The 20,100-nt window shown below is 36.6% G+C and carries 18 protein-coding genes and 2 pseudogenes; 15 read left to right on the forward strand and 5 right to left on the reverse strand.

What is annotated here, in order from left to right:
- Positions 1-16: 16 nt before the first annotated feature.
- A complete protein-coding gene (locus tag F994_RS14295; protein ID WP_004651271.1) occupies positions 17-502 on the forward strand; it encodes a hypothetical protein in 486 nt (161 codons plus the stop codon).
- A gap of 188 nt (positions 503-690) precedes the next feature.
- Positions 691-1,404 carry a metallophosphoesterase gene (locus F994_RS14300; RefSeq protein WP_034697372.1) on the forward strand — a complete coding sequence of 238 codons (714 nt, stop codon included), beginning with the start codon at positions 691-693 and terminating at the stop codon, positions 1,402-1,404.
- A gap of 229 nt (positions 1,405-1,633) precedes the next feature.
- Here the strand turns inward: F994_RS14300 and F994_RS14305 are convergent, their stop codons facing one another.
- Positions 1,634-2,005 (reverse strand): hypothetical protein, encoded by a 372-nt coding sequence (locus tag F994_RS14305; protein ID WP_004651273.1) that lies wholly within the window; start codon positions 2,003-2,005, stop codon positions 1,634-1,636.
- Positions 2,006-2,086: 81 nt separating this feature from the next.
- Positions 2,087-4,300: an AAA family ATPase gene (locus tag F994_RS14310; RefSeq protein WP_004651274.1), complete on the reverse strand. Its 2,214-nt coding sequence runs from the start codon at positions 4,298-4,300 to the stop codon at positions 2,087-2,089.
- A 590-nt stretch (positions 4,301-4,890) separates the two neighbouring features.
- Between F994_RS14310 and F994_RS14315 the strand changes: the two genes are divergently transcribed.
- The 9 genes and pseudogenes from F994_RS14315 to F994_RS14355 all read left to right on the forward strand — a co-directional run bounded on the left by F994_RS14315 (position 4,891) and on the right by F994_RS14355 (position 13,804).
- Entirely contained in the window at positions 4,891-7,062 is a 2,172-nt protein-coding gene (locus tag F994_RS14315) for a hypothetical protein (protein WP_004651276.1), read from the forward strand.
- Between the two features lie 291 nt (positions 7,063-7,353).
- Positions 7,354-7,788, forward strand: coding sequence for an arsenate reductase (glutaredoxin) (gene arsC / locus F994_RS14320; protein ID WP_004651277.1), 435 nt, complete (start codon positions 7,354-7,356; stop codon positions 7,786-7,788).
- Positions 7,789-7,845: 57 nt separating this feature from the next.
- Positions 7,846-8,166, forward strand: a complete 321-nt coding sequence (locus F994_RS14325; RefSeq protein WP_004651278.1) for a metalloregulator ArsR/SmtB family transcription factor — start codon at positions 7,846-7,848, stop codon at positions 8,164-8,166.
- A 6-nt stretch (positions 8,167-8,172) separates the two neighbouring features.
- A complete protein-coding gene (locus F994_RS14330) occupies positions 8,173-8,646 on the forward strand; it encodes an arsenate reductase ArsC (protein WP_004651280.1) in 474 nt (157 codons plus the stop codon).
- A gap of 7 nt (positions 8,647-8,653) precedes the next feature.
- Positions 8,654-9,694, forward strand: coding sequence for an ACR3 family arsenite efflux transporter (gene arsB / locus F994_RS14335; RefSeq protein WP_004651281.1), 1,041 nt, complete (start codon positions 8,654-8,656; stop codon positions 9,692-9,694).
- 5 nt (positions 9,695-9,699) lie between these two features.
- The gene (gene arsH / locus F994_RS14340) at positions 9,700-10,404 is read left to right on the forward strand and encodes an arsenical resistance protein ArsH (protein WP_004651282.1); all 705 of its coding nucleotides are present in this window, start codon (positions 9,700-9,702) and stop codon (positions 10,402-10,404) included.
- A 17-nt stretch (positions 10,405-10,421) separates the two neighbouring features.
- Positions 10,422-11,375, forward strand: coding sequence for a thioredoxin-disulfide reductase (gene trxB / locus F994_RS14345; protein WP_004651283.1), 954 nt, complete (start codon positions 10,422-10,424; stop codon positions 11,373-11,375).
- A gap of 103 nt (positions 11,376-11,478) precedes the next feature.
- On the forward strand, positions 11,479-12,567 hold the full coding sequence (locus tag F994_RS14350) for an ArsO family NAD(P)H-dependent flavin-containing monooxygenase (protein WP_034697374.1): 1,089 nt from the start codon (positions 11,479-11,481) through the stop codon (positions 12,565-12,567).
- 90 nt (positions 12,568-12,657) lie between these two features.
- Positions 12,658-13,804: pseudogene (locus tag F994_RS14355) on the forward strand (MFS transporter).
- Between the two features lie 59 nt (positions 13,805-13,863).
- Here F994_RS14355 and F994_RS14360 read toward each other — a convergent pair.
- The 3 genes from F994_RS14360 to F994_RS14370 all read right to left on the reverse strand — a co-directional run bounded on the left by F994_RS14360 (position 13,864) and on the right by F994_RS14370 (position 15,694).
- A complete protein-coding gene (locus F994_RS14360; protein ID WP_004651287.1) occupies positions 13,864-14,904 on the reverse strand; it encodes a flavin-containing monooxygenase in 1,041 nt (346 codons plus the stop codon).
- Between the two features lie 62 nt (positions 14,905-14,966).
- Complete coding sequence (locus F994_RS14365; protein ID WP_004651289.1) at positions 14,967-15,290, reverse strand: ArsR/SmtB family transcription factor; 324 nt, start codon at positions 15,288-15,290, stop codon at positions 14,967-14,969.
- Between the two features lie 74 nt (positions 15,291-15,364).
- Positions 15,365-15,694 carry an MbcA/ParS/Xre antitoxin family protein gene (locus F994_RS14370; RefSeq protein WP_051061105.1) on the reverse strand — a complete coding sequence of 110 codons (330 nt, stop codon included), beginning with the start codon at positions 15,692-15,694 and terminating at the stop codon, positions 15,365-15,367.
- A gap of 439 nt (positions 15,695-16,133) precedes the next feature.
- On the opposite strand from F994_RS14370, the pseudogene F994_RS14375 reads away from it, so the two are divergent.
- The 4 genes and pseudogenes from F994_RS14375 to F994_RS14390 form a co-directional block, all read left to right on the forward strand.
- Positions 16,134-16,364, forward strand: a pseudogene (locus F994_RS14375) (type IV secretion protein Rhs); the annotation flags it as partial.
- A 208-nt stretch (positions 16,365-16,572) separates the two neighbouring features.
- The gene (locus tag F994_RS14380; RefSeq protein WP_004651291.1) at positions 16,573-17,529 is read left to right on the forward strand and encodes a metal-dependent hydrolase; all 957 of its coding nucleotides are present in this window, start codon (positions 16,573-16,575) and stop codon (positions 17,527-17,529) included.
- Positions 17,530-17,571: 42 nt separating this feature from the next.
- Positions 17,572-18,420 (forward strand): SDR family NAD(P)-dependent oxidoreductase, encoded by an 849-nt coding sequence (locus F994_RS14385; RefSeq protein ID WP_004651292.1) that lies wholly within the window; start codon positions 17,572-17,574, stop codon positions 18,418-18,420.
- A gap of 87 nt (positions 18,421-18,507) precedes the next feature.
- The gene (locus tag F994_RS14390; RefSeq protein WP_407636547.1) at positions 18,508-20,031 is read left to right on the forward strand and encodes a flavin-containing monooxygenase; all 1,524 of its coding nucleotides are present in this window, start codon (positions 18,508-18,510) and stop codon (positions 20,029-20,031) included.
- The last annotated feature ends 69 nt before the right edge of the window (positions 20,032-20,100 follow it).

Below are 20,100 nucleotides of genomic sequence, written 5' to 3' on the forward strand. Positions count from 1 at the left end.
GTGCGCTGGTTGTCGGATGAATATTACTTTTAGACTTAAGCAGGATATGCTGAAATATTTATCGGAAAATACTTTTAAAAACAGTGAGTTTAAAGATATTTATGGAGGATTTATTCATTGTTTTCCCGAGTTTAAGTCGAAAAAGTACTATCAAAAAATTTATCTTATCGTTAGAGAGTTAGGTGAGTCACATATAATGATCATTGATCGTTCTGGTTGTACTTTTAAGTACAGCACAAATCGTGATCGAAAAAATTTTATAGCTCATTCGGATATCATCTATGACAAAGATTCTGTACAAAAAAAGCTTTTATTTGATTATCATCAAGCAAATTGCAAAGTGCATAAGATAAAGGCTGAATTGGAAACTTTTCATAAATATGTGGCTTTATATCCCAACATCAAGAATAAAGTTTTGACCTTTACATCTGATCGCGATAAAAAGCTATTAAGGCTTGAGTCAGAGCTAACTGCAATTGATATCATATTGAATAATATATAATTTTATCTAGGTGTGTTGATTTAAATACATTAAGCAACTAGATAACATAGTTGAGAACAGTTCTAAACACATTTTATTTGATAGCACGCATTGTCAGAAATATGCGAGTTATCAAAGTGTTGATAAGACTTTAAATATTTATTTGAAAGTAGTTTGAAAAAAATCGGTTGCGTTCAATCATGGTACTTATGTCAGAGGCAGATCTTTTTCCTGCATATGCACTCGTAAAACACTTCGATGCTTCTCATATCCGACGCCTATTTGTTGTTGGTGATTTGCATGGTTGCTATTTAGAGTTTATGCAGCAACTCAAAAAGGTAGAGTTTGATTTTAAAAAGGATTTGGTTATATCGGTGGGTGATTTAGTCGATCGAGGCCAAGATAGTCTTAAATGCCTTGAACTAATCAAAGAACCTTGGTTCGAAGCTATTCGAGGAAATCATGAGCAAATGTGTCTAGAAGCTCAACTAGCGCCAGAAATGGTTGATTTCCATTGTAAGCATGGAGGGGAGTGGTTATATCAGCTTCCTATTGAGAAAAAACTTGAATGTTTGACCCTATGCGTGAATTTACCGATAGTTTTGGAAGTTGTTTTTAAAGGGAAAATATATGGATTCGTTCATGCTGATATCCATTTGAACAACTGGCAAGAATTCAAGAAATCAATCTTACAAAATGATTATTTTACTTTAGAAAATTCATCTGCTCTACAAATGGCACTATGGGGAACAGGCAGAATTTCTTATGGTTTAAAAAGCCAACTTTTAAAAACCGTAACTGATATTGATGAAATTTATTTAGGCCATACAGTTGTATCTGTACCACAGCAATATCATAATTGTTTTTTTGTTGATACAGGAGCTGTATTTGGAAAGAGATTAACAATTAAAGAACTATTTTAATTCTATAAAAAATTAATTTGATGTCATTGTATGTATAACACCATATACCAACCTTTCATACTCAATAATCCCACCAGATTTCAGCGGTCAAAATTGAAATGTTCTTGAAAGATAATTAAGACATTACTGTATTTTAAAAAGGTACAGCCGCTTGGTTGGCTAAGAATTAATATAATTTAAAAAAACGTAATGATCATTTATCTTATATGATCATTACACCCTGAAATGATTAATAATTTGACCAAATATCATTAATCATATACTGCTTTGATGATTCAAAAAGAACACATACAAGTAGTTTATGTTTAGTGATTTTTTTAGCATCTGCAATCGCTAACTTAGGCTTATCATAAGCCTTTGCCATTTTCGGTAATTTTGCATAAGCAACAGAAAATGCCATATCATTATCAATTATGTCTGCAACGAACTCATCTTGATCTGGTAAATGAATAACGTATCCAATAGATTGAGCATCATCAGGTAGCCCTAATTCTTTACGAATATCTTCAACGCTTGCACTTATCCCATAGAAATTATCTTGGTGTACCTGAGCCTGTTTGACTCTCTCCTCGAATGAACCTCTTTTCTTGGCTTGCCCCATTTTTACCTCTATTTATGTTTTGAAATTATAAATGATTATGAATAGTACGCTTTCAATTCTGCAAACTACGCCTGTTGTTATTCAATACGTAAGATCTATTGAACCACCTGTCATCATTTCATAATGACCTGATTGCCCCGATCTAGTGAAAATCTCTCTAAAAACAGTCAAGTATGACTCGTTGGTTTGTTGGCCATGGTTAATATACAAATCATCATGAATTGAGTGTGAACCATCATTAACCCATGCAAACAACGATTGGCAAATTAGCTTTTCATTACCTTCAAATAAATCACAAATTTGATCTTTTTTCATACCTCCCCACATAGTGAAATAGTTTTCAAGAATCCTACGTAATGTATTCTGAATAGTCAGGTTTGACTGATTGTTCGTTTTAATATCTGACCACAGCAATTCATAGGCTGAACGAATAGGATTCTCTGAGCATTTTTCAATAGTAGATCCACTAGAATTTTTTTTGACCATCCAAAAGGTTTCGTCGCTTATGATCTGATTTTGACTTCGCTTGTTATTAAAAGTGATTTCTTTGTGAAAATAAACATTATGGGTTAGAACAAAAACTTGTTTAATTAAGTCATTATTAGTTCTGACATGATCAAATACACGCTTTATGAGGCTGCTTACAATATAGAGAATATCGCTATCCAAACTTGAAATAGGATCATCAAAGACAACAATTCTACTTTCAGTAATTCCTGATGAAGAATGAGAGCCTTTTATAAGTGAATAAAAATAGAGAAACGTAATAAAAGTCTTTTCACCTTCACTCAAAGATCTGCTAGCATCATCTCCATTAGCTCGGCAAATTTTATAATGACCATGTTCATCTACAGGACTGATATTAAAAGAAGTAAATCCGAAAGATAGAAGAAGTCCGTTAATATCATTTACCGTTGGTATTGTTGAAGTAGAACTCTTTTCATATTCTTGTATTTGAAACTCTAAATCAGTTAAAAAATCCCTTTTTTGTTTTAAGCTCGCGTTCATTCCAGTAATAGTTGAATCGAGCCTAGTTTTATTCTGAATATAGTGATTTAAGTCGCTATCTAGCTCATTTATTACATATTTCCATACTTGGTTGGTAAGATCTTGCTTTTCAGTCGAGAGATTTTGAACAACTTGATTGTGTTGCATAATCTTCTGATTTGCTTCTTGGATCAGTTCTAAGATTTTACTAATAATAGGTTCTATTGGTTCTAGTGAAATTTTTAGACTTGGTTCTGACAATTTTCTTTGTAAGTTGCCTTTATTCCGTTCTAAACGTTCATGGAGAATTTGACCTTCTGCATGAAAAAATTCCATTTCTAAAGCAGGGCTATTTTGACTGTATATAGATTGAATAGTATTTAATATTCTGTCAGATGTATTTACATACTGATTGAATAATTGTTCTGCAATGCCTACTTCCTGTTCATATGTTTCACTAAAAAACTGAATTAATTCCTCAGAAAAACTTGGCGGAGTAATTTGTTGGCAAAAAGGACATTCAGGGTAACTGCTCTCAAAGTGCTCACGGCCTTGTTTAACCCAATCAATATTGCCTAGAGTCTCAATCAATTTTGAGATATTAACATCTTGATTTCCTACAATATTTTTTTGTAAAATTGGATTGAATTGTGCATCAATAAGTACAGATGCATCAAAAGTCGGAATTGTTTCGTATCTAACGACATTACTCGAAAATATTGTTGATGCTTTTTCTTTTAGTACTTCTAATGATAATAGGTTTGATGTATTACTTTGTTTTTCGAGTAAAACCTTATCTTTAAATCTTTCTGCGCTATTTCTAAATCCAGTAAAAGCTTCCTGAAAGTATGAATCATGTAGCTGCTTTTTTTGCCAACATTTTGCTTGGATCTCAGGTTCTAAGGCGGCTCTTTCAGCGACTATACCTGCTTGGTTTGTCTCTCCATTAAGTCGAATGTTTAGCCCACGTATTTCATTAGTTACTTTGTCGATTTGGGGACGTAATAAAGAAATTTGACGTTCTGCCTCAACTTGATCGTCACCTAGAGTAAAAACTCCTTTCACAGTATTTTCTTGATTGAAATTTCTATCAATAAAGTCCTTATTGTAGACTAAGATTTTTATTTGTTCGCCACCAAACCATTGAAGTGGACAATGTGTATAGCCTGATATTTGATCTATAATTCTACTAATCGTAGTTTTTCCAGATCCATTAGCTCCAAATATAAAATTTATCTTTTTTAAACCATCTAATTGTGTCGATGCATTATACGTAGCAACATTATTGATGTGAATTCCGGTAAGCATAAAAACTCCTTAATATTCAAGATTCATTTTCAAATATATTTAATTAATGTTATATAATTATGAAGAAAAAATGATCTATTAGATTGCTAACTATATAGATTTATTATTAATTTAAAGAGTATTTTTAGGAAAAAATCTGAAGTATTGTTTTATCAAGAATAAAAAAGGGGTTAGCGCCAATAGTAAGTTAGGTGTAGGGAAATTTAGTGGCTCATTAAGGGTATCTTTAAGTTAGAAGAAGTAGAGAGCAATGATAATTTTAAGTTAGAAGAATCAAATGAAAAAATAAATGAATATTTGACCTAACTACGAAGAAGACATAAACACTTTTAGTTAGTATTTAATTAAAAATATTTTAGTTGAACTTATTTATGGACTGTTTGCTTTAAGAGCTTTGTTAGGCGATGATTTGAATATAATTCACAATCAACAACAAAACTTAGTAAATATAATGGCTATCCTAATAGATGATTTTCATAGAAAAATTTAAAATTAGCTTTATATTGGTATTGAAATCAAAGATTTATAGATTAATGATGTCCGTGGTAATGTATTTAAAATTTCCACAACACTAAATATGGGGAAAAATATTGTTTACTTTCGAAGAGTTTGAGGAGATTTTTGCATCTTCAAAGCATCTACTGATTTCAGATATTTTGCCTGATGATTTGCTTGATGAGTTTCAAAACCGAAGGTACATGTCGAATGGCTTAGAGCAAAAGATTAGATTATTTATGCGAGAGTTGATTATAGGTGAAGACTTCAGTATAAAAAAGTTTATGGAACTAAAAGAAAAGTTTTTACTTCAATACTGGTGGGAGAACTTTGATGCGGGAATCCTGAATATTTTAAGGGTAATTCAAGATTGCTTAGGATTACGAAATATTATCATCTCTCAAAACCCTGTGAAGATGGTGGAAACCGATATTGTTACCAGTAATAAGGAACAATGGAAAAAGTTCATTGCCTTGGCTTGTTTTATTCGCATGGCTAAAAATAATGAAGATACTGATGATATTTATTTTGGTCTTAAAATGGGTTCTGATCAGGCATATATTTACGAGTCTCTTCAATATTTTAAGAATCAAGGGCTACATGTCGAGGTTAAAAATGGTGATTTTTCCTCTGAGTTATTCGATACAATTTTCAACCTTTTAGATCAGAAAATAGAATGTTTAGGAGGATACTTTACTTTAGAAATTAATAAGTATTTATCACAATTCTTCAAGCCTTACGGTTTGTATTACTTTAAAGCATCAAGGGATTACTCTTTTAATGGTCAAAATTTTGTGTACCCAATTGGTCTTTTATATCGTATTGGGCTAAAACACGTAAGCAAAGCATCGAAATATGGAATTGAAACAGATATCAAAAAAGCTGTTCAGGAAATTTTTGAAATTTCGGCACATCTAACAAATATTCTTAATCTTGTGAACACTGGGCACGACATAGGCTTAGCTTCAGTTGATCATTCAGATATTTTAACTTATATGCGCAGGTACACACGGTTAGATCAATTTTATAAAATTGACCAATATAATCCTGATCATGTATTTGAACTCAGCCACGAACTTTATAAATCCTTGTCCAATAAGGCTTTGCCAGTGGAAATTAGGAAAAGAATTGATCTAATAATGGAAATCTTTGCAATGTGTATGCAAGAATTTACATCAAGAAGATCAGGTGTATTCAATACGACGACAAGCTATAAGATATTGGTTGAAAAGCATACTGTGAATGTAATAGAACTTGAGCTCACAAACTTAAGTCATATTCATTCGGCGAATAACCGCTTCAATAGTATTAATGACTTTTCGGAAGTTGACTATTATATGAAACCTTTTATTAAACAAAAGATGGGGAATATAGAGCAATACTATGTGCCCAATAAGTATTTTTTCTTTATGGGTTTTTACACACAATTAGTCGTTCTTTTACGTTCTGTAAAAACTCTGGATGATGGTAAGAAGTTTAATATAGATGGCCATATAGGGCTACTTCAGGAAGTAATAATTACACAGAGGTTAAGTCAAGCTAATTTAAAGGTTTTGGGTACTGATGGTAAATACAATGTACCTCAGAGAATGGTTTCTGATTTGCAAATTAAACCTGATAAGTACAAGTCCCTTGAGACAGACATTGTTGTAGAACTAACGGACAGTATCATTTTCTTTGAATCAAAGAAAAAAATGCTAACAAGTGCTGCAAAAAATGGTGATGTAATTGCTATCTTGAATGACATCTCAGCAGCTTTGATCGATTCACAAGTGCAAGCTAATCTTCACGGGCGCGTAATAAAACATGGAGGTGTGCTACAGTTTAAGGACTCACAAAAAGTGATTCATGGCGATCGCAATATCATTAAAATTTCAATAACCCAATTTGATTATGGCTCTTTGCATACTTCACAAATAGTGGGTGCTATTCTACGATCTATGCTAAATGTCAAAATTGTTAGTGATGATACAGATGTGAAGGTTATAAAGGCGATAAAGCAAATCAATGAGAGATTAGACAAGCTTACAGCTGAATTTAGTGATGGCACTAGCTTTCATGATGGTCAGAATAGTTTAATCATGTTTGCAAACTGCCATTTTTTGAATTTTTTTCAAATTTTATACGTCTTAAATTGTGTAAAATCAAAACCAAATCTTAATTTGGCGACAATTCTAAAAAAAGCATTTGGAATAAAACAAGTACATACAAATAGTTTGGACTTTTATCATGAGTTAGATTTTTTACTTACTTTTGAAGCCGATTGATAGTTAAATCTTTTAAAGCTGGGTCTAAATATGGCTTAACACAATAAAATGAACTATGGTTCTAATGCATTCGGCATTTGAAACTTTTATGGTAAGTAAAGTAAAAGAAATATTAGTCTTTTATTCTATTCTTGCTTTAAATCATGTCTCTGACATGTAGTGTAAATCATTATTTGATGACTAAAGCTATGATTAGTTCAACCATGAAACTTAGATAATTGAAATATGGATTTGCATATATATGCTTATTCGTATATAAATATATTCAAAGATCCTGTTGAGTTTGAGCAAATGTCTGCTACTCCAAACGTTAAAATTTATCACAACCCTGAATGTGGTACATCACGCAATACATTGGCATTAATCCGTAATGCCAATATTGAACCTGAAGTGATTGAGTACCTTGAAACACCTCCTTCTAAAAATGAATTGATTCAAATGATTGCGGATGCGGGTTTAACCGTGCGGGAGGCAATTCGTAAAAATGTTGCGCCGTATTCTGAGCTAGAGCTAGAACGTGATGATTGGACGGATGAACAGCTTTTAGATTTTATGCTGCAATATCCAATTCTCATTAATCGCCCCTTTGTGGTCACAGATTTGGGCACTCGTTTAAGTCGTCCTTCTGAAATTGTGCTGGAGATTTTGCCTTTACCGCAAAAGGGTACTTTCACTAAAGAAGACGGTGAGCAAGTGATTGATGCAAATGGGCAGCGATTGAAATAAAAATTTAATCAATATATGTGAATATCTATATATCCATATAGTTGAGTGAGTATATATATGGACAAAATCAATTTTTTTAAATGTTTATCTGACGAAACTCGATTCAACATTGTCATGTTGGTTGCCGAGCAGAGTGAGCAGTGTGTTTGTGATTTGACCGAGAAACTACAGCTCAGTCAGCCCAAAATTTCACGTCATTTGGCTTTACTGCGTTCTTTGGGGTTGTTACAGGATAGACGTCAGGGGCAATGGGTTTATTACAGCATTAATCCAAACTTACCTGATTGGTGCGTAGAAGTGTTGAACACACTTAAAAACGCTGAATTACAGCCGAAAATTGAAATGCCATTTCAGCAAATAAATAGTTATTGCGAGTAGAACAATATGAAATTTCTTTTTTTATGCACAGGGAATAGCTGTCGCAGCATTTTGTCCGAAGTACTTTTTAATAGCCGTGCGCCTGAAGGTTGGAAAGCTTACAGTGCAGGTAGCAAACCATCTGGACAGGTGCATCCACTGACGATTGAAACCTTGGAAAACCTAGGTCTTTCAACTGAAGGTTTGTGGAGTAAAACTATTGATGACTGTGAACAATACCAACCTGACGTTGTGATTACCGTCTGTGATTCGGCAGCACAAGAAGCATGTCCACTGTATTTAGGTGGTGCAATCAAAGCACATTGGGGTTTGGCTGATCCTTCACATTTGGATCTACCGAAAGAAGAAAAGCTCAAAGCATTCCAAGTCACTGTTGATCATATCAACCGTCGCTTAGACGCTTTATTGGCACTCGATACAGCGCATATGCCTCGCCCAGATTTGATTGCTGCAATCAATCAAATTTCGCATATTGAATGAGAACATCATGGCTCAACAAAGATTATCCTTTTTAGATCGTAACCTCACGCTATGGATTTTTATTGCTATGGCGTTGGGGATTGCGATAGGCGTGTTCTTTCCGCAAGCCTCTGTCGCTTTGGATAAAATGAGTGTGGATTCAGTCAATATTCCTATTGCGATAGGTTTGATTTTGATGATGTATCCGCCACTGGCAAAAGTGGACTATGCGACGTTACCGCAAGTATTTAAGGATAAGAAAACACTGACTTTATCCTTAGTACAAAACTGGCTGATCGCTCCCGTGCTGATGTTTGCATTGGCAATCATATTTTTGCAGAGTTATCCCGAGTACATGACGGGCGTAATCCTGATCGGCTTAGCACGATGCATTGCAATGGTTCTAGTTTGGAATGGTTTGGCGTGTGGTGATAACCAATATGTCGCAGCACTGGTTGCTTTTAACAGTATCTTTCAGATTTTGTTCTTTAGTACTTATGCTTGGCTATTCTTGACCTTCTTACCGCCTTATTTTGGCGTTGCAGGGCAAGTGATCAATGTTGATTTCTGGACTATTACCCATGCTGTTTTGGTTTATCTCGGTATTCCGTTTTTATTAGGCTTCTTAACGCGATTAATTTTGGTGAAACAAAAAGGCGTGGAGTGGTATCAAACCAAGTTTATTCCAAAAATCAGTCCTCTAAGTTTGATTGCTTTGCTGTTCACGATTTTGGCTATGTTTAGCCTAAAAGGTGGTGATGTTGTAAGCCTACCAATGGATGTTTTACGAATTGCGATTCCTTTAACAATTTACTTTGTATTGATGTTCTTTATTAGCTTCTTTATGAGCAAATGGATGGGCAATGATTATCCGAAGACAGCAGCAATCTCTTTTACTGCGGCTGGAAACAACTTTGAATTAGCACTTGCCGTTGCAATCGCCACATTCGGTTTAGCTTCGCCAGTCGCTTTTACAACGGTGATCGGGCCATTGGTTGAAGTGCCTGTGCTGATTGCTTTGGTGAGCGTGTCATTGTGGTTAAGAAAAAAGTTTTTTAAAGAGGTGTAATTTTTATGACTCTCCCAAATGTTGATATGAATTTGCTTGATCAGCCTACTTTGGAAAAAGTTCAAGCTAAAGAGCTGGATCATCCACCACGTATTTTGCTGCTGTATGGTTCAAACCGTGAGTGCTCATACAGCCGATTGGCGGTGATGGAAGCAGGACGTATTTTGGAGCAGTTTGGCGCTGAAGTAAAAATCTTTCATCCAAAAGGCCTACCCTTACCTGAAGATGCGGACACTGAGCATCCAAAGGTTAAAGAGTTGCATGAATTACTCGCTTGGGCAGAAGGGATGGTGTGGTGCTCGCCTGAGCGTCATGGCTCCATGAGTTCTATTTTTAAATCGCAGATTGACTGGATTCCACTGGCTGGCGGTGCGATTCGTGCAACACAAGGAAAGACTTTGGCATTGATGCAAGTCAGTGGTGGTTCGCAGTCCTTTAACAGCTTAAACCAGATGCGTATTTTGGGGCGCTGGATGCGTATGATCACGATTCCAAACCAATCGTCTATTCCCAAAGCTTTTTTGGAATTTGAAGAAGATGGACGGATGAAACCTTCAGCCTTCTATGATCGGATTGTGGATGTGATGGAAGAATTATATAAATTCACCCTACTCACCCGCGGGCAAAGTCAGTACCTCACAAATCGTTATTCAGAGCGCAAAGAATCAGCTGAAGAATTATCTAAGCGTGTCAATCAACGTAGTTTATAAACTCTAGGTGATCAGAAATGCAAAAGAGACATTCTAAATTAGTGATTTTAGGTTCAGGACCAGCGGGTTATAGCGCTGCTGTGTATGCAGCACGCGCAAACTTAAAACCTACATTGATTGTGGGGTTACAACTTGGTGGTCAATTAACCACGACTACTGAGGTAGATAACTGGCCGGGCGACCCACAAGGTTTAACTGGCCCAGCACTTATGGAGCGAATGCAAGCCCATGCTGAACGTTTTGGCACAGAGATTGTGTATGATCACATCAATGAAGTCGATTTAAGCGTCCGTCCATTTGTACTTAAAGGCGACATGGAAGAATTCACTTGTGATGCACTGATTATTGCCACAGGTGCGACAGCACAATACTTGGGTCTTGAATCTGAAGCTAAATTCATGGGTCAAGGTGTCAGTGCATGTGCAACCTGTGATGGTTTCTTCTACAAAAACCAAAAGGTTATGGTTGTCGGTGGTGGTAATACTGCGGTTGAAGAGGCGCTTTATCTTTCTAATATTGCTGAACATGTCACCTTAGTTCACCGTAGAGACAGCTTGCGTTCAGAAAAAATTCTACAAGATCATCTTTTTGCCAAAGAAAAAGAAGGCAAAATTAGTGTTCTTTGGAACAATCAAGTTGATGAAGTCTTAGGTGATAATACTGGTGTCACGTCAGTCCGCTTGAAGTCAACTTTGGATGAAAGCATACAAGACGTTGAAGTTCATGGCTTATTTGTTGCCATTGGTCACAAACCGAATACAGGTATGTTTGACGGTCAACTCAACCTGCGTGATGGCTATATTCAAGTACAAAGAGGCACTTCAGGTAATGCAACTGCAACTTCTGTTGCTGGTGTATTTGCTGCGGGTGACGTTGCTGACAGCATTTATCGCCAAGCAATTACTTCGGCAGGCTCAGGCTGTATGGCTGCGTTGGATGCCGAAAAGTATCTTGATCAATTGAGCAATTGAAAGTCTAATTTAAACGCTTGAAAATTGTATGAAATACGCCCAATCTGTTGCACAGATTGGGTTTTTAATTTTGATTATGACAATAAAGAATGGGAGAGATGCTTTGACTCAATTACAAGCTGAAGTCGATGTAGTCATTATTGGGGGTGGTCAAGCAGCCCTTGCTACAGCTTATTTCCTCAAACGTAAGAAAATTCCATTTGTTATTTTAGATGACCAATCTCAGGCGGGTGGTGCATGGTCACATGCTTGGGAATCTCTACGTCTTTTTTCTCCAAATACTTGGAGTTCGTTGTCTGGCTGGATGATGCCAACGACTGAACAAACCTATCCAACGCGAAATGAAGTCATCGAATATTTATCGGTATACGAGCAACGCTATCAATTTCCGATCATTCGCCCCGTACATGTAGATCATATTGAACAAAACGATGGCTACTTAGATGTATATGCTGGTGATCAATATTGGCGAGCAAAAGCGGTGATCAGTGCTACTGGGACATGGAGTCAGCCTTATATTCCGCATTATGAAGGACATGAGCGATTTGAAGGAATACAAACGCATTCAGCACATTATTTAAATACAGAACCTTTTATCAATAAGAAAGTGATTGTAGTTGGTGGTGGCAATTCTGGGGCACAAATTCTTGCTGAAGTCTCAAAAGTTGCAGATACCACTTGGGTCACAGTAACACCACCTCAATTTTTATCAGATGACGTTGATGGGCGTGTTTTATTTCTTCGGGCAACCGAGCGATTAAAAGCGCAGCAGGAAGGTAAAGTTATCAATCAGCCTGTTGGTGGTCTGGGTGATATTGTCATGATTGACAGTGTCAAAGAGGCACGCGAACGTGGCGTATTACATAGCCGAGAACCTTTTACTGCATTTAAAGAGGATTCAGTTGTATGGGCTGATGGTTCAACACAAGCTGTAGATGCAGTGATATGGTGTACAGGATTTAAAGCTGCACTCAATCATTTAAGAAGTCTTGATGTGGTAGAACCTAATCAGACTGTTGCAGTCAATAATGGGCGTTCTATAAAAGTGAATAACTTATGGTTGGTTGGCTATGGTGATTGGGCAGGCATGGCATCCGCGACATTAATTGGAGTGTCCAGAACAGCAAGAGCCACAGTGGATGAAATTGCAGTTTATTTAGCTAGAACTTATAAATTTGAAGGGACTGATTGAAAGGTTTTCACTGATCCGTTCTAAATACTTTATGGATAATTCTTTATTGTGATGTTACTTCATTCAAGAAAATACAAACTCATTGCAGTTATGGGATTCACGCAGATTCTAGCGTGGAGTTCAACACTTTATCTTCCCGCAGTACTGGCTAGTCTCATTGCCAAAGACACAGGATGGTCACTAACTTTAGTGATTGCTGGATTGTCTTGGGGATTTATTGTTACGGGTATTTGTTCTCCAAAAGTTGGAAGGTTTATCGAACAATTTGGTGGGAGAAAAGCACTCTCTATCAGTTCAATATTCTTCGCAATCGGACTGTTATGTTTAGGGCTTTCTTCTCATCTATTGGTTTATTATTTTGCATGGACAATGCTCGGTATTGGTGGCTTTTGGCTTGTATGATGCCGCATTTTCAACATTGGGGCGATTACTTGGTCAAGATGCAAAAACAGCGATAGTTGGAGTAACACTATTAGGTGGCTTAGCCAGTACTATCGGTTGGGCGCTCATCGTATTTTTTGAAGGCTTATACGGTTGGAGAATCAGTTGTTTTATTCTTGCTTTATTTCATCTGCTTCTTGGCCTTCCGTTGCATTACTTTTTACTTCCTAGAGAAGAGCAAAGCACGGAAACTCATGCTAAAGAACTCAATAACCAAACCACTGTACATAAAGAAGGTAATCGACTCTTTATGTTGGTGGCAATTATTCTGACAGTACAGTCTTTTGTCGTTGCGACAATTTCAGTCCATCTATTATCGATGCTAAAAACCATTGGTTTTAGTGTATCAACTGCCCTTGCGATTGGTATGATGATTGGTCCCGCGCAGATTATAGCGAGGTTGCTTGAGTTCTCTTTGTTTAAAAACTTACATCCAAGTTGGTCAAGTCGTGTTGGTGTATTGATTAGTTTCTTTGGCATCATATTTTTGTTCACAGATGGATATGTCTTGGCTTTGCTTGGCGCAGCTTTATATGGCGCAGGGAATGGTATTCTCACTATCATTCGAGGCACATTACCTCTCGCCTTATTTGGACAAGAAGGTTATGCAACTCGAATGGGCTTATTAGGTCGGCCTATCATGATTGCATTGGCTTTTGGGCCTCTCATTTCTGCGTTTATTCTTGAAAAATGGGGAATCAATATCTTATTAATGATTTTAATTGCTTTAGTTCTTATCGCATTGATTGGCACGCTGAAGTTACCCGTTCATCAGGCTGAAAAAGTGGCTGAGTAAACTCTATTGAATGGAAGCAATAGAGTTCTCTTTCAACAAACTCAAGATTGACTTAAAACTTAACTTTTCAAGTCTTTCAATAGGAAAGGCATGATATAGGCAGCATCAGCACCAACACCACGTAAGGTCGCTGATGCAAAATTTCTTTGTTTAGGAAAGCCTAAAAAATATAAGCCTGAATGTGCATCCGATACTCCATTACGCTGAATTAGGTTTTGATTTGAATCAATCACTTTTAACCCATCTAAATACGAAACATTAGGTCTAAATCCTGTGGCAAATAAGAGTGTGTCAATTTCTTCTTTTGCACCATTTGACCAAATGACACCAGATTCATCCACTTCAGTAAATATTTCGCGTTGCTGAAATAGTCCACTTTTCAGGGCTGCACGGTATCGTCCATCATCTAAGACGGGTGTGCTTTGATCGTTTAGCCAACGTGTTTTTTCTAAGCCTGTCCATTTTAACCACCAGTGAAAATCCATACCTAGAATTTTCTGCGGGAAAAACTTTATCTTTTCTCGGGTTGCAATTGTAACGTTTGAGGAAGTTCCCAATTCAGCTGCAATTTGCACAGCAGAGTTTGCAGCTCCCACCACGACTATTTTTTGATTGATATAGCTTTGTGGATTCAGATATTCAGCACTATGGATAATTTTCCCTTTGAACTTATCTAGTCCTTTTATTTTAGGAATATAAGGCTGAGCAAATGCACCAGAGGCAGCAATGAGCGTTTTGGTCTGATAACAATTGTTTTGGCTCGTTAAGACTTCAAAACCTTGATCATTAGGAGTAACTCTTATGACGCTTTCATTTAGCTGAATAGGAAAGTTAAATTTTTCAGCATACGATTTTAAATAGTCGATTACTTCGTCCCGTAGAGGATATGCATGTTCAGTTTTAGGAAAGCTGAGATCAGGTAGTGATGAATATGCGGCAGGAGAGAATAATTTTAAGCTGTCGTAATAATGATGCCATGAACCTCCAATCTGATTGGTTGCTTCTAGAATAAGATAATTAACCTGATTTTTTTTAAGATGCCATGCAGCAGCTAAGCCTGCTTGCCCTGCACCGATGACTAATGTTTCTATTGTTTTCATAAAATCGAACCTGTATTAAATGTGCTTATGTGTGCCTATATACATATATTGGGTAAAAAAAGTTAGTTACAACAATATGGCATGATGAGTTTCAGTTCCTTCAAGATGGCTTCAAACTTATGAATGATCTCTAACCCATTGATTTCGTAAATACGATGCCTTCCTGCGCGTTCAACACGTAAAATTCCTGCATCAAGTAGAACTTGTAAATGACGCGATATTACAGATCTTTCTTGAGGAAGGTCTTCAGCAATTTGGCTGATATCTGCTTTACCAAGTATTAAGAGTTGACGAATCACAGCAAGTCTTGCAGGTTCTTGTAATGCCTTAAAAAGAGGGTCATTGAGAACGCTAAGTGCGGAATCAATGGCGAGTTCTTTATTCATTTGGATAAAGTCTGATTGTATCGTGGCCTAAAGATAACACGATAAAATATACGTGTATATAAATACACATATTATTAGCGTCGAACAGCTTCAACAAATTGAAGAACTGAAACTAAACCATGAACAGTTTCAATTTGTTCCATTGGAACTCCACCAGTGACTCGATTTTTTGATTTAAGAAAATGCTGAATCCAATCTGAATCACCACCTGTTAGATGATGTAAAGCTCTAAACAGATTAATAAATAATAATGCTAATTCACCTTGCTTGGATGCAGGATTTATTTCAAGTTGTGTTCTTAATTTATTTATTGTTGGCTCAGATATTCCCAAAATAGTGGCAAGTTGAGTTTGAGTAAAATTGAATTGTTTACCCGTATTGAAAAAGGCTTTTTCTAAAACTATTTTTTATCTATAGATTGTACTGATGATGTATTCATGGTTAGGACTCATCGTGTAATTCTAAAATTGTATTTTAAAGATATTGAGGATACAAACAATATAGATTCAATAAATGAATGCCCTTAGATTGAAGTTAGAGCTTAAATTGGAAGCATTTTGGAGACGGTAAATAGTTATAAGTATTAGTTTTTATATGTTTATTTTAAGCCAATTTATAGTTTGACTTTTTAAACGTCTCTTATTTCAAAAATAAAATTTTTGCTATTGCTGAAGTCAGTGACTTAGTTAATCCATCATTAGATGGGATATAGATTATATTTATTTGTAACAAAATATTATAAAAGAGGGAGGCATGATGTCCATTTTTATAATTTTAGAAATTGACTGTTTAATTCTGTGGCTATAGTTAAATCTTTGATTTATGGAAGTCCATTTTTTTAAACTTATAAGTAAACAAGCGCATGTTTGGCAAATTCAACAAGGCTTATCTGTCATTCGTAAAGCGATCTTTGATCGTCGATACAATTACATTTTGGAGCAAGGTAAACTGTTTTTACAGTATGGCATTGAGCAACAAGCGCAGATGGTTCAGGATTATTTTATTAAAAAAGCACGTGGGCAAGAGTGTCGGGCCTATGAAGCCTGTATTCCGTTTTTGTCTCAAAAAGCATGATTCTGTCCTGAACTGCTAAATTGCGCTAAAAATTGTTAGACAAGCAAATCTAAAGTCATAATTTGCTAATCAGTTGATGTGAATTGCTAATGGCATCTAGGGTGGTATCGCTTAATTTTTTTACAAAGTTTGGTTTTTATTTTTAAGTTGCAGAAAGAATTACGCTTAGAAATAGAAGTTGCTCAACCTAGAAAAATAAGGTGTCGCCATGTTATTTGCACAATCTATAAAAGCTACACTGGCAAAAAAATTTGCAGGTGTATCCTTTAGCTTAGATCAACAATCTCCCATTGTACCTATTCGTCATATGAAGTTTGATTTCGATCCTCAGCAGATTGATTACAAGTTTTATATGAATGCCGAATTGGCCAGTGCTTATTTTGCATCATTGTCAATTTTTCTCACTTATGGTGAAGATTTAGTGATAGATACTGCACGTTACCATCGCAATTTGATTCAAGATCCGCTGCTCAAACAACGCGTGACTTCACTGATTGGTCAAGAGGCGTTGCATTCTAAGTTGCATGAAGAGTTGAATGATGCCTTTTTACAAGTCGATTTGCCTGTGAAGCTATTTCGTACTTGGGCCGGTTGGGTTTTTGATTATGGTTTTAATCGCTTACCACAACCGATGAAATTATCATTGATGGCGGCAATTGAGCATTTTACTGCTGTTTTAGCCGAATATATGATGAATCATGAAGCTATCTTTTTTGCTTCTCAAGATGAAAAACAGCGTGCGATTTGGATGTGGCATATGTTGGAAGAGTCAGAGCATAAAGATATTGCTTTTGATGTCTTTCAGACCTTGTCGAATAACTATGCTTTACGTATTGCAGGTTTTTTCCCCGCGCTGATTACGATTTTAGTGCTGATTTCAGCAGCATCTTTATTGGTGCCTTTTTATCGCAAGCCTAAAAATTTGATTAGTTTGAGCTATTGGCAAGATATGCGCCGCAGTGTTGGGCTGATTTTTGGTTTGAAAGATGGTGTTTACGGCAGCAGCATTCGGCATATTTTTGATTATTTACGTCCTGATTTTCATCCGAATGATCATGATACTTCGGCATTTCTTGCCTATTATAAACAGCGTTTGCTTAATCCTACCGATGGTGTGTTGGCGCCTTATTTTATCAAGGAGTTTACCCCAGCACTAAAGGTTTAAAAAATAGAACTTAAATAAATATAAAATAAATGGAATAAAAATATGGCTATTTTTTCAAAAAAGTTGGCGCCTACAAGAAATGCTTATGCTGTGGTCACGGGTGCAGGAAGTGGTATCGGGCGCAGTTTTGCGGTGGAGTTGGCAAAACGTGGTGGCACTATTGTCTGTGCGGATATTAATTTAGATGCAGCCGATGAAACGGTGCAAATGATTAAAAGCTTAACTTCAGCGCAAGCTTTTGCGGTGCAATGTGATGTGGGAAATCAGCATCAAGTGCAAGCTTTGGCTGATCAAGCCGAGCAATTGATGAAACACTCCGTAACCTTGCTGATTAATAATGCGGGCGTGGGTTTAGGTGGTAAGTTTGATGAAGTCTCGCTGGAGGATTGGCAATGGTGTATGCAGGTCAATTTATGGGGTGTGATTTATGGTTGTCACTACTTTGTGCCTAAATTTAAACAACAAGGTTATGGTGCAATTATTAATGTGGCTTCTGCGGCAGGCTTTACTGCCGCACCTGAAATGACTGCTTATAACGTAACTAAATCGAGTGTGTTGGCTTTGTCAGAAACGCTGTCAGCAGAATTACGTGGTGCAAAAATTCGGGTCAATGTGCTTTGCCCAACCTTAGTACCGACCAATATTATGAAAAATGGACGCTTACCGAGTCATTATTCAGAGCGGGCAGATCATTTGTTGATGAATCATGCTTTTACCACCACTGATCAAGTAGTGATTAAAACGCTGAATAATTTAGATGCGGGTCGGCTTTACACCATTCCTCAACCTGATGCAAAATTGTTCTGGTGGATGAAGCGTGCTGCACCTAGCTTGTATGCAAAACTGCTTGGCATGGGCTATCCAATATTTAATAAATACATAAAAAAATAAGAAGGTTAAAAAATGAATATTAAAACTGAACTTGATGTCAATTTAAAAAATGCTGACGTAGATACAGTGCAAAATTTAAAGAAAACCATAACAAAACCCACTAAAAAGCGTAGCTCAGCTAAAGCTAAAAATACAACAGATCACAATGTGCAGCTGCCTAGTCATGTGTATGACACGATTGTTGTGGGAGCTGGAATTTCCGGAATTGCTGCTGCGGTAAAACTCAATAAAGTTGGCTATGATAATTACATTGTGATCGAAAAAGCGGATCGTGTCGGTGGGGCGTGGCGTGAAAATACCTATCCGGGATGTGGTTGTGATGTGCCATCGGCATTGTATTCATTTTCATTTGCACCGAGTTATAAATGGAGTCATTTATTTGCCAAGCAACCTGAAATCTTAAGTTATTTGGAAGATGTTGTAGATCAGTTCGATCTCAAGCAAAAGATCGAATTTAATAATGAACTCATGAATGCGAAGTGGGATGAGGACAAACATCTGTGGCAGCTAGAAACACAAAAAGGGACTTATCAGGCCAAAACTGTGATTTTTAGCACAGGTCCGATTACGGAGCCTTCAATGCCTAAACTTAAGGGAATTGAAACTTTTAAAGGTGAAATGTTTCATTCTGCACGATGGAATCATGATTGTGATTTAACAGCGAAGCGAATTGCTGTGATTGGAACAGGGGCATCCGCCATTCAATTTGTGCCACAAATTCAACCTTTGGCGAGTGAATTGTTTATCTTTCAGCGTACTGCACCATGGGTATTACCTAAACCAGATTTCCCATTGGGTGAAAAAGGCAAGCTTTTGGTTGAAAAAATACCAGCAATTCAGCAGAAATGGCGTGGGGTGGTCGCGAGTTCATTAAATATTATTAACTTTGGTTTACGTAATCCAAAAGTTTTAGAACCGGTTAATTTTCTGAGTCGGAAATTATTGAGTTGGCAAATTCCAGATCGACAATTACGTAAAAATGTCACCCCTAATTTTTCGATTGGCTGTAAGCGATTATTGTTTGCCAATAATTATTATCCAGCATTGCAAGCAGACAATACGCATCTCATTCCATATGGTTTGGTTGAGGTAGAGGGCAATACTGTGATTGCTGCTAATGGTGAGCGACATGATGTGGATGTCATTATTTGGGGCACTGGTTTTGAAGTGTCTCATCCTCCAGTTGGAAAGCGGGTGAGGAATGCTGAAGGGCAGTTACTTGCGGATTTGTGGAAAGACAGTTCCCCAGAGGCTTTTTTAGGCACCAGTATTGAAGGTGTGCCAAATGCCTTTCTGGTACTGGGTCCCAATATTTTGGTCTATGATTCATTTATTGGGATTGCAGAAGCACAACTGGACTATATCGTCAGTGCTTTGGTGAAAATGAAAAGTCTGAAATTTATTCGTTTTGAAATAAAAAAAGAGGTGGTGCGCAAACATAATTTTAAGTTGCAAAAGCAGCTACAAACCACTGTATTTAATAGTGGTGGCTGTAAAAGCTATTACTTAGATGCACATGGACGTAACTTTGCCGCTTGGCCTTGGTCGTTGGCTAAGTTAAAACAACAACTTAAAGAAATGAATTTACAGCACTACGATATTGTTCATTGATAAATGAAGTGTTGATATATTGTTGATATGTTTTTGAACATTAAAAAACCACCCCAAAGGGTGGTTTTT

The organism is Acinetobacter bohemicus ANC 3994 (assembly GCF_000367925.1).
GTDB classification, from domain to species: Bacteria; Pseudomonadota; Gammaproteobacteria; order Pseudomonadales; family Moraxellaceae; genus Acinetobacter; species Acinetobacter bohemicus.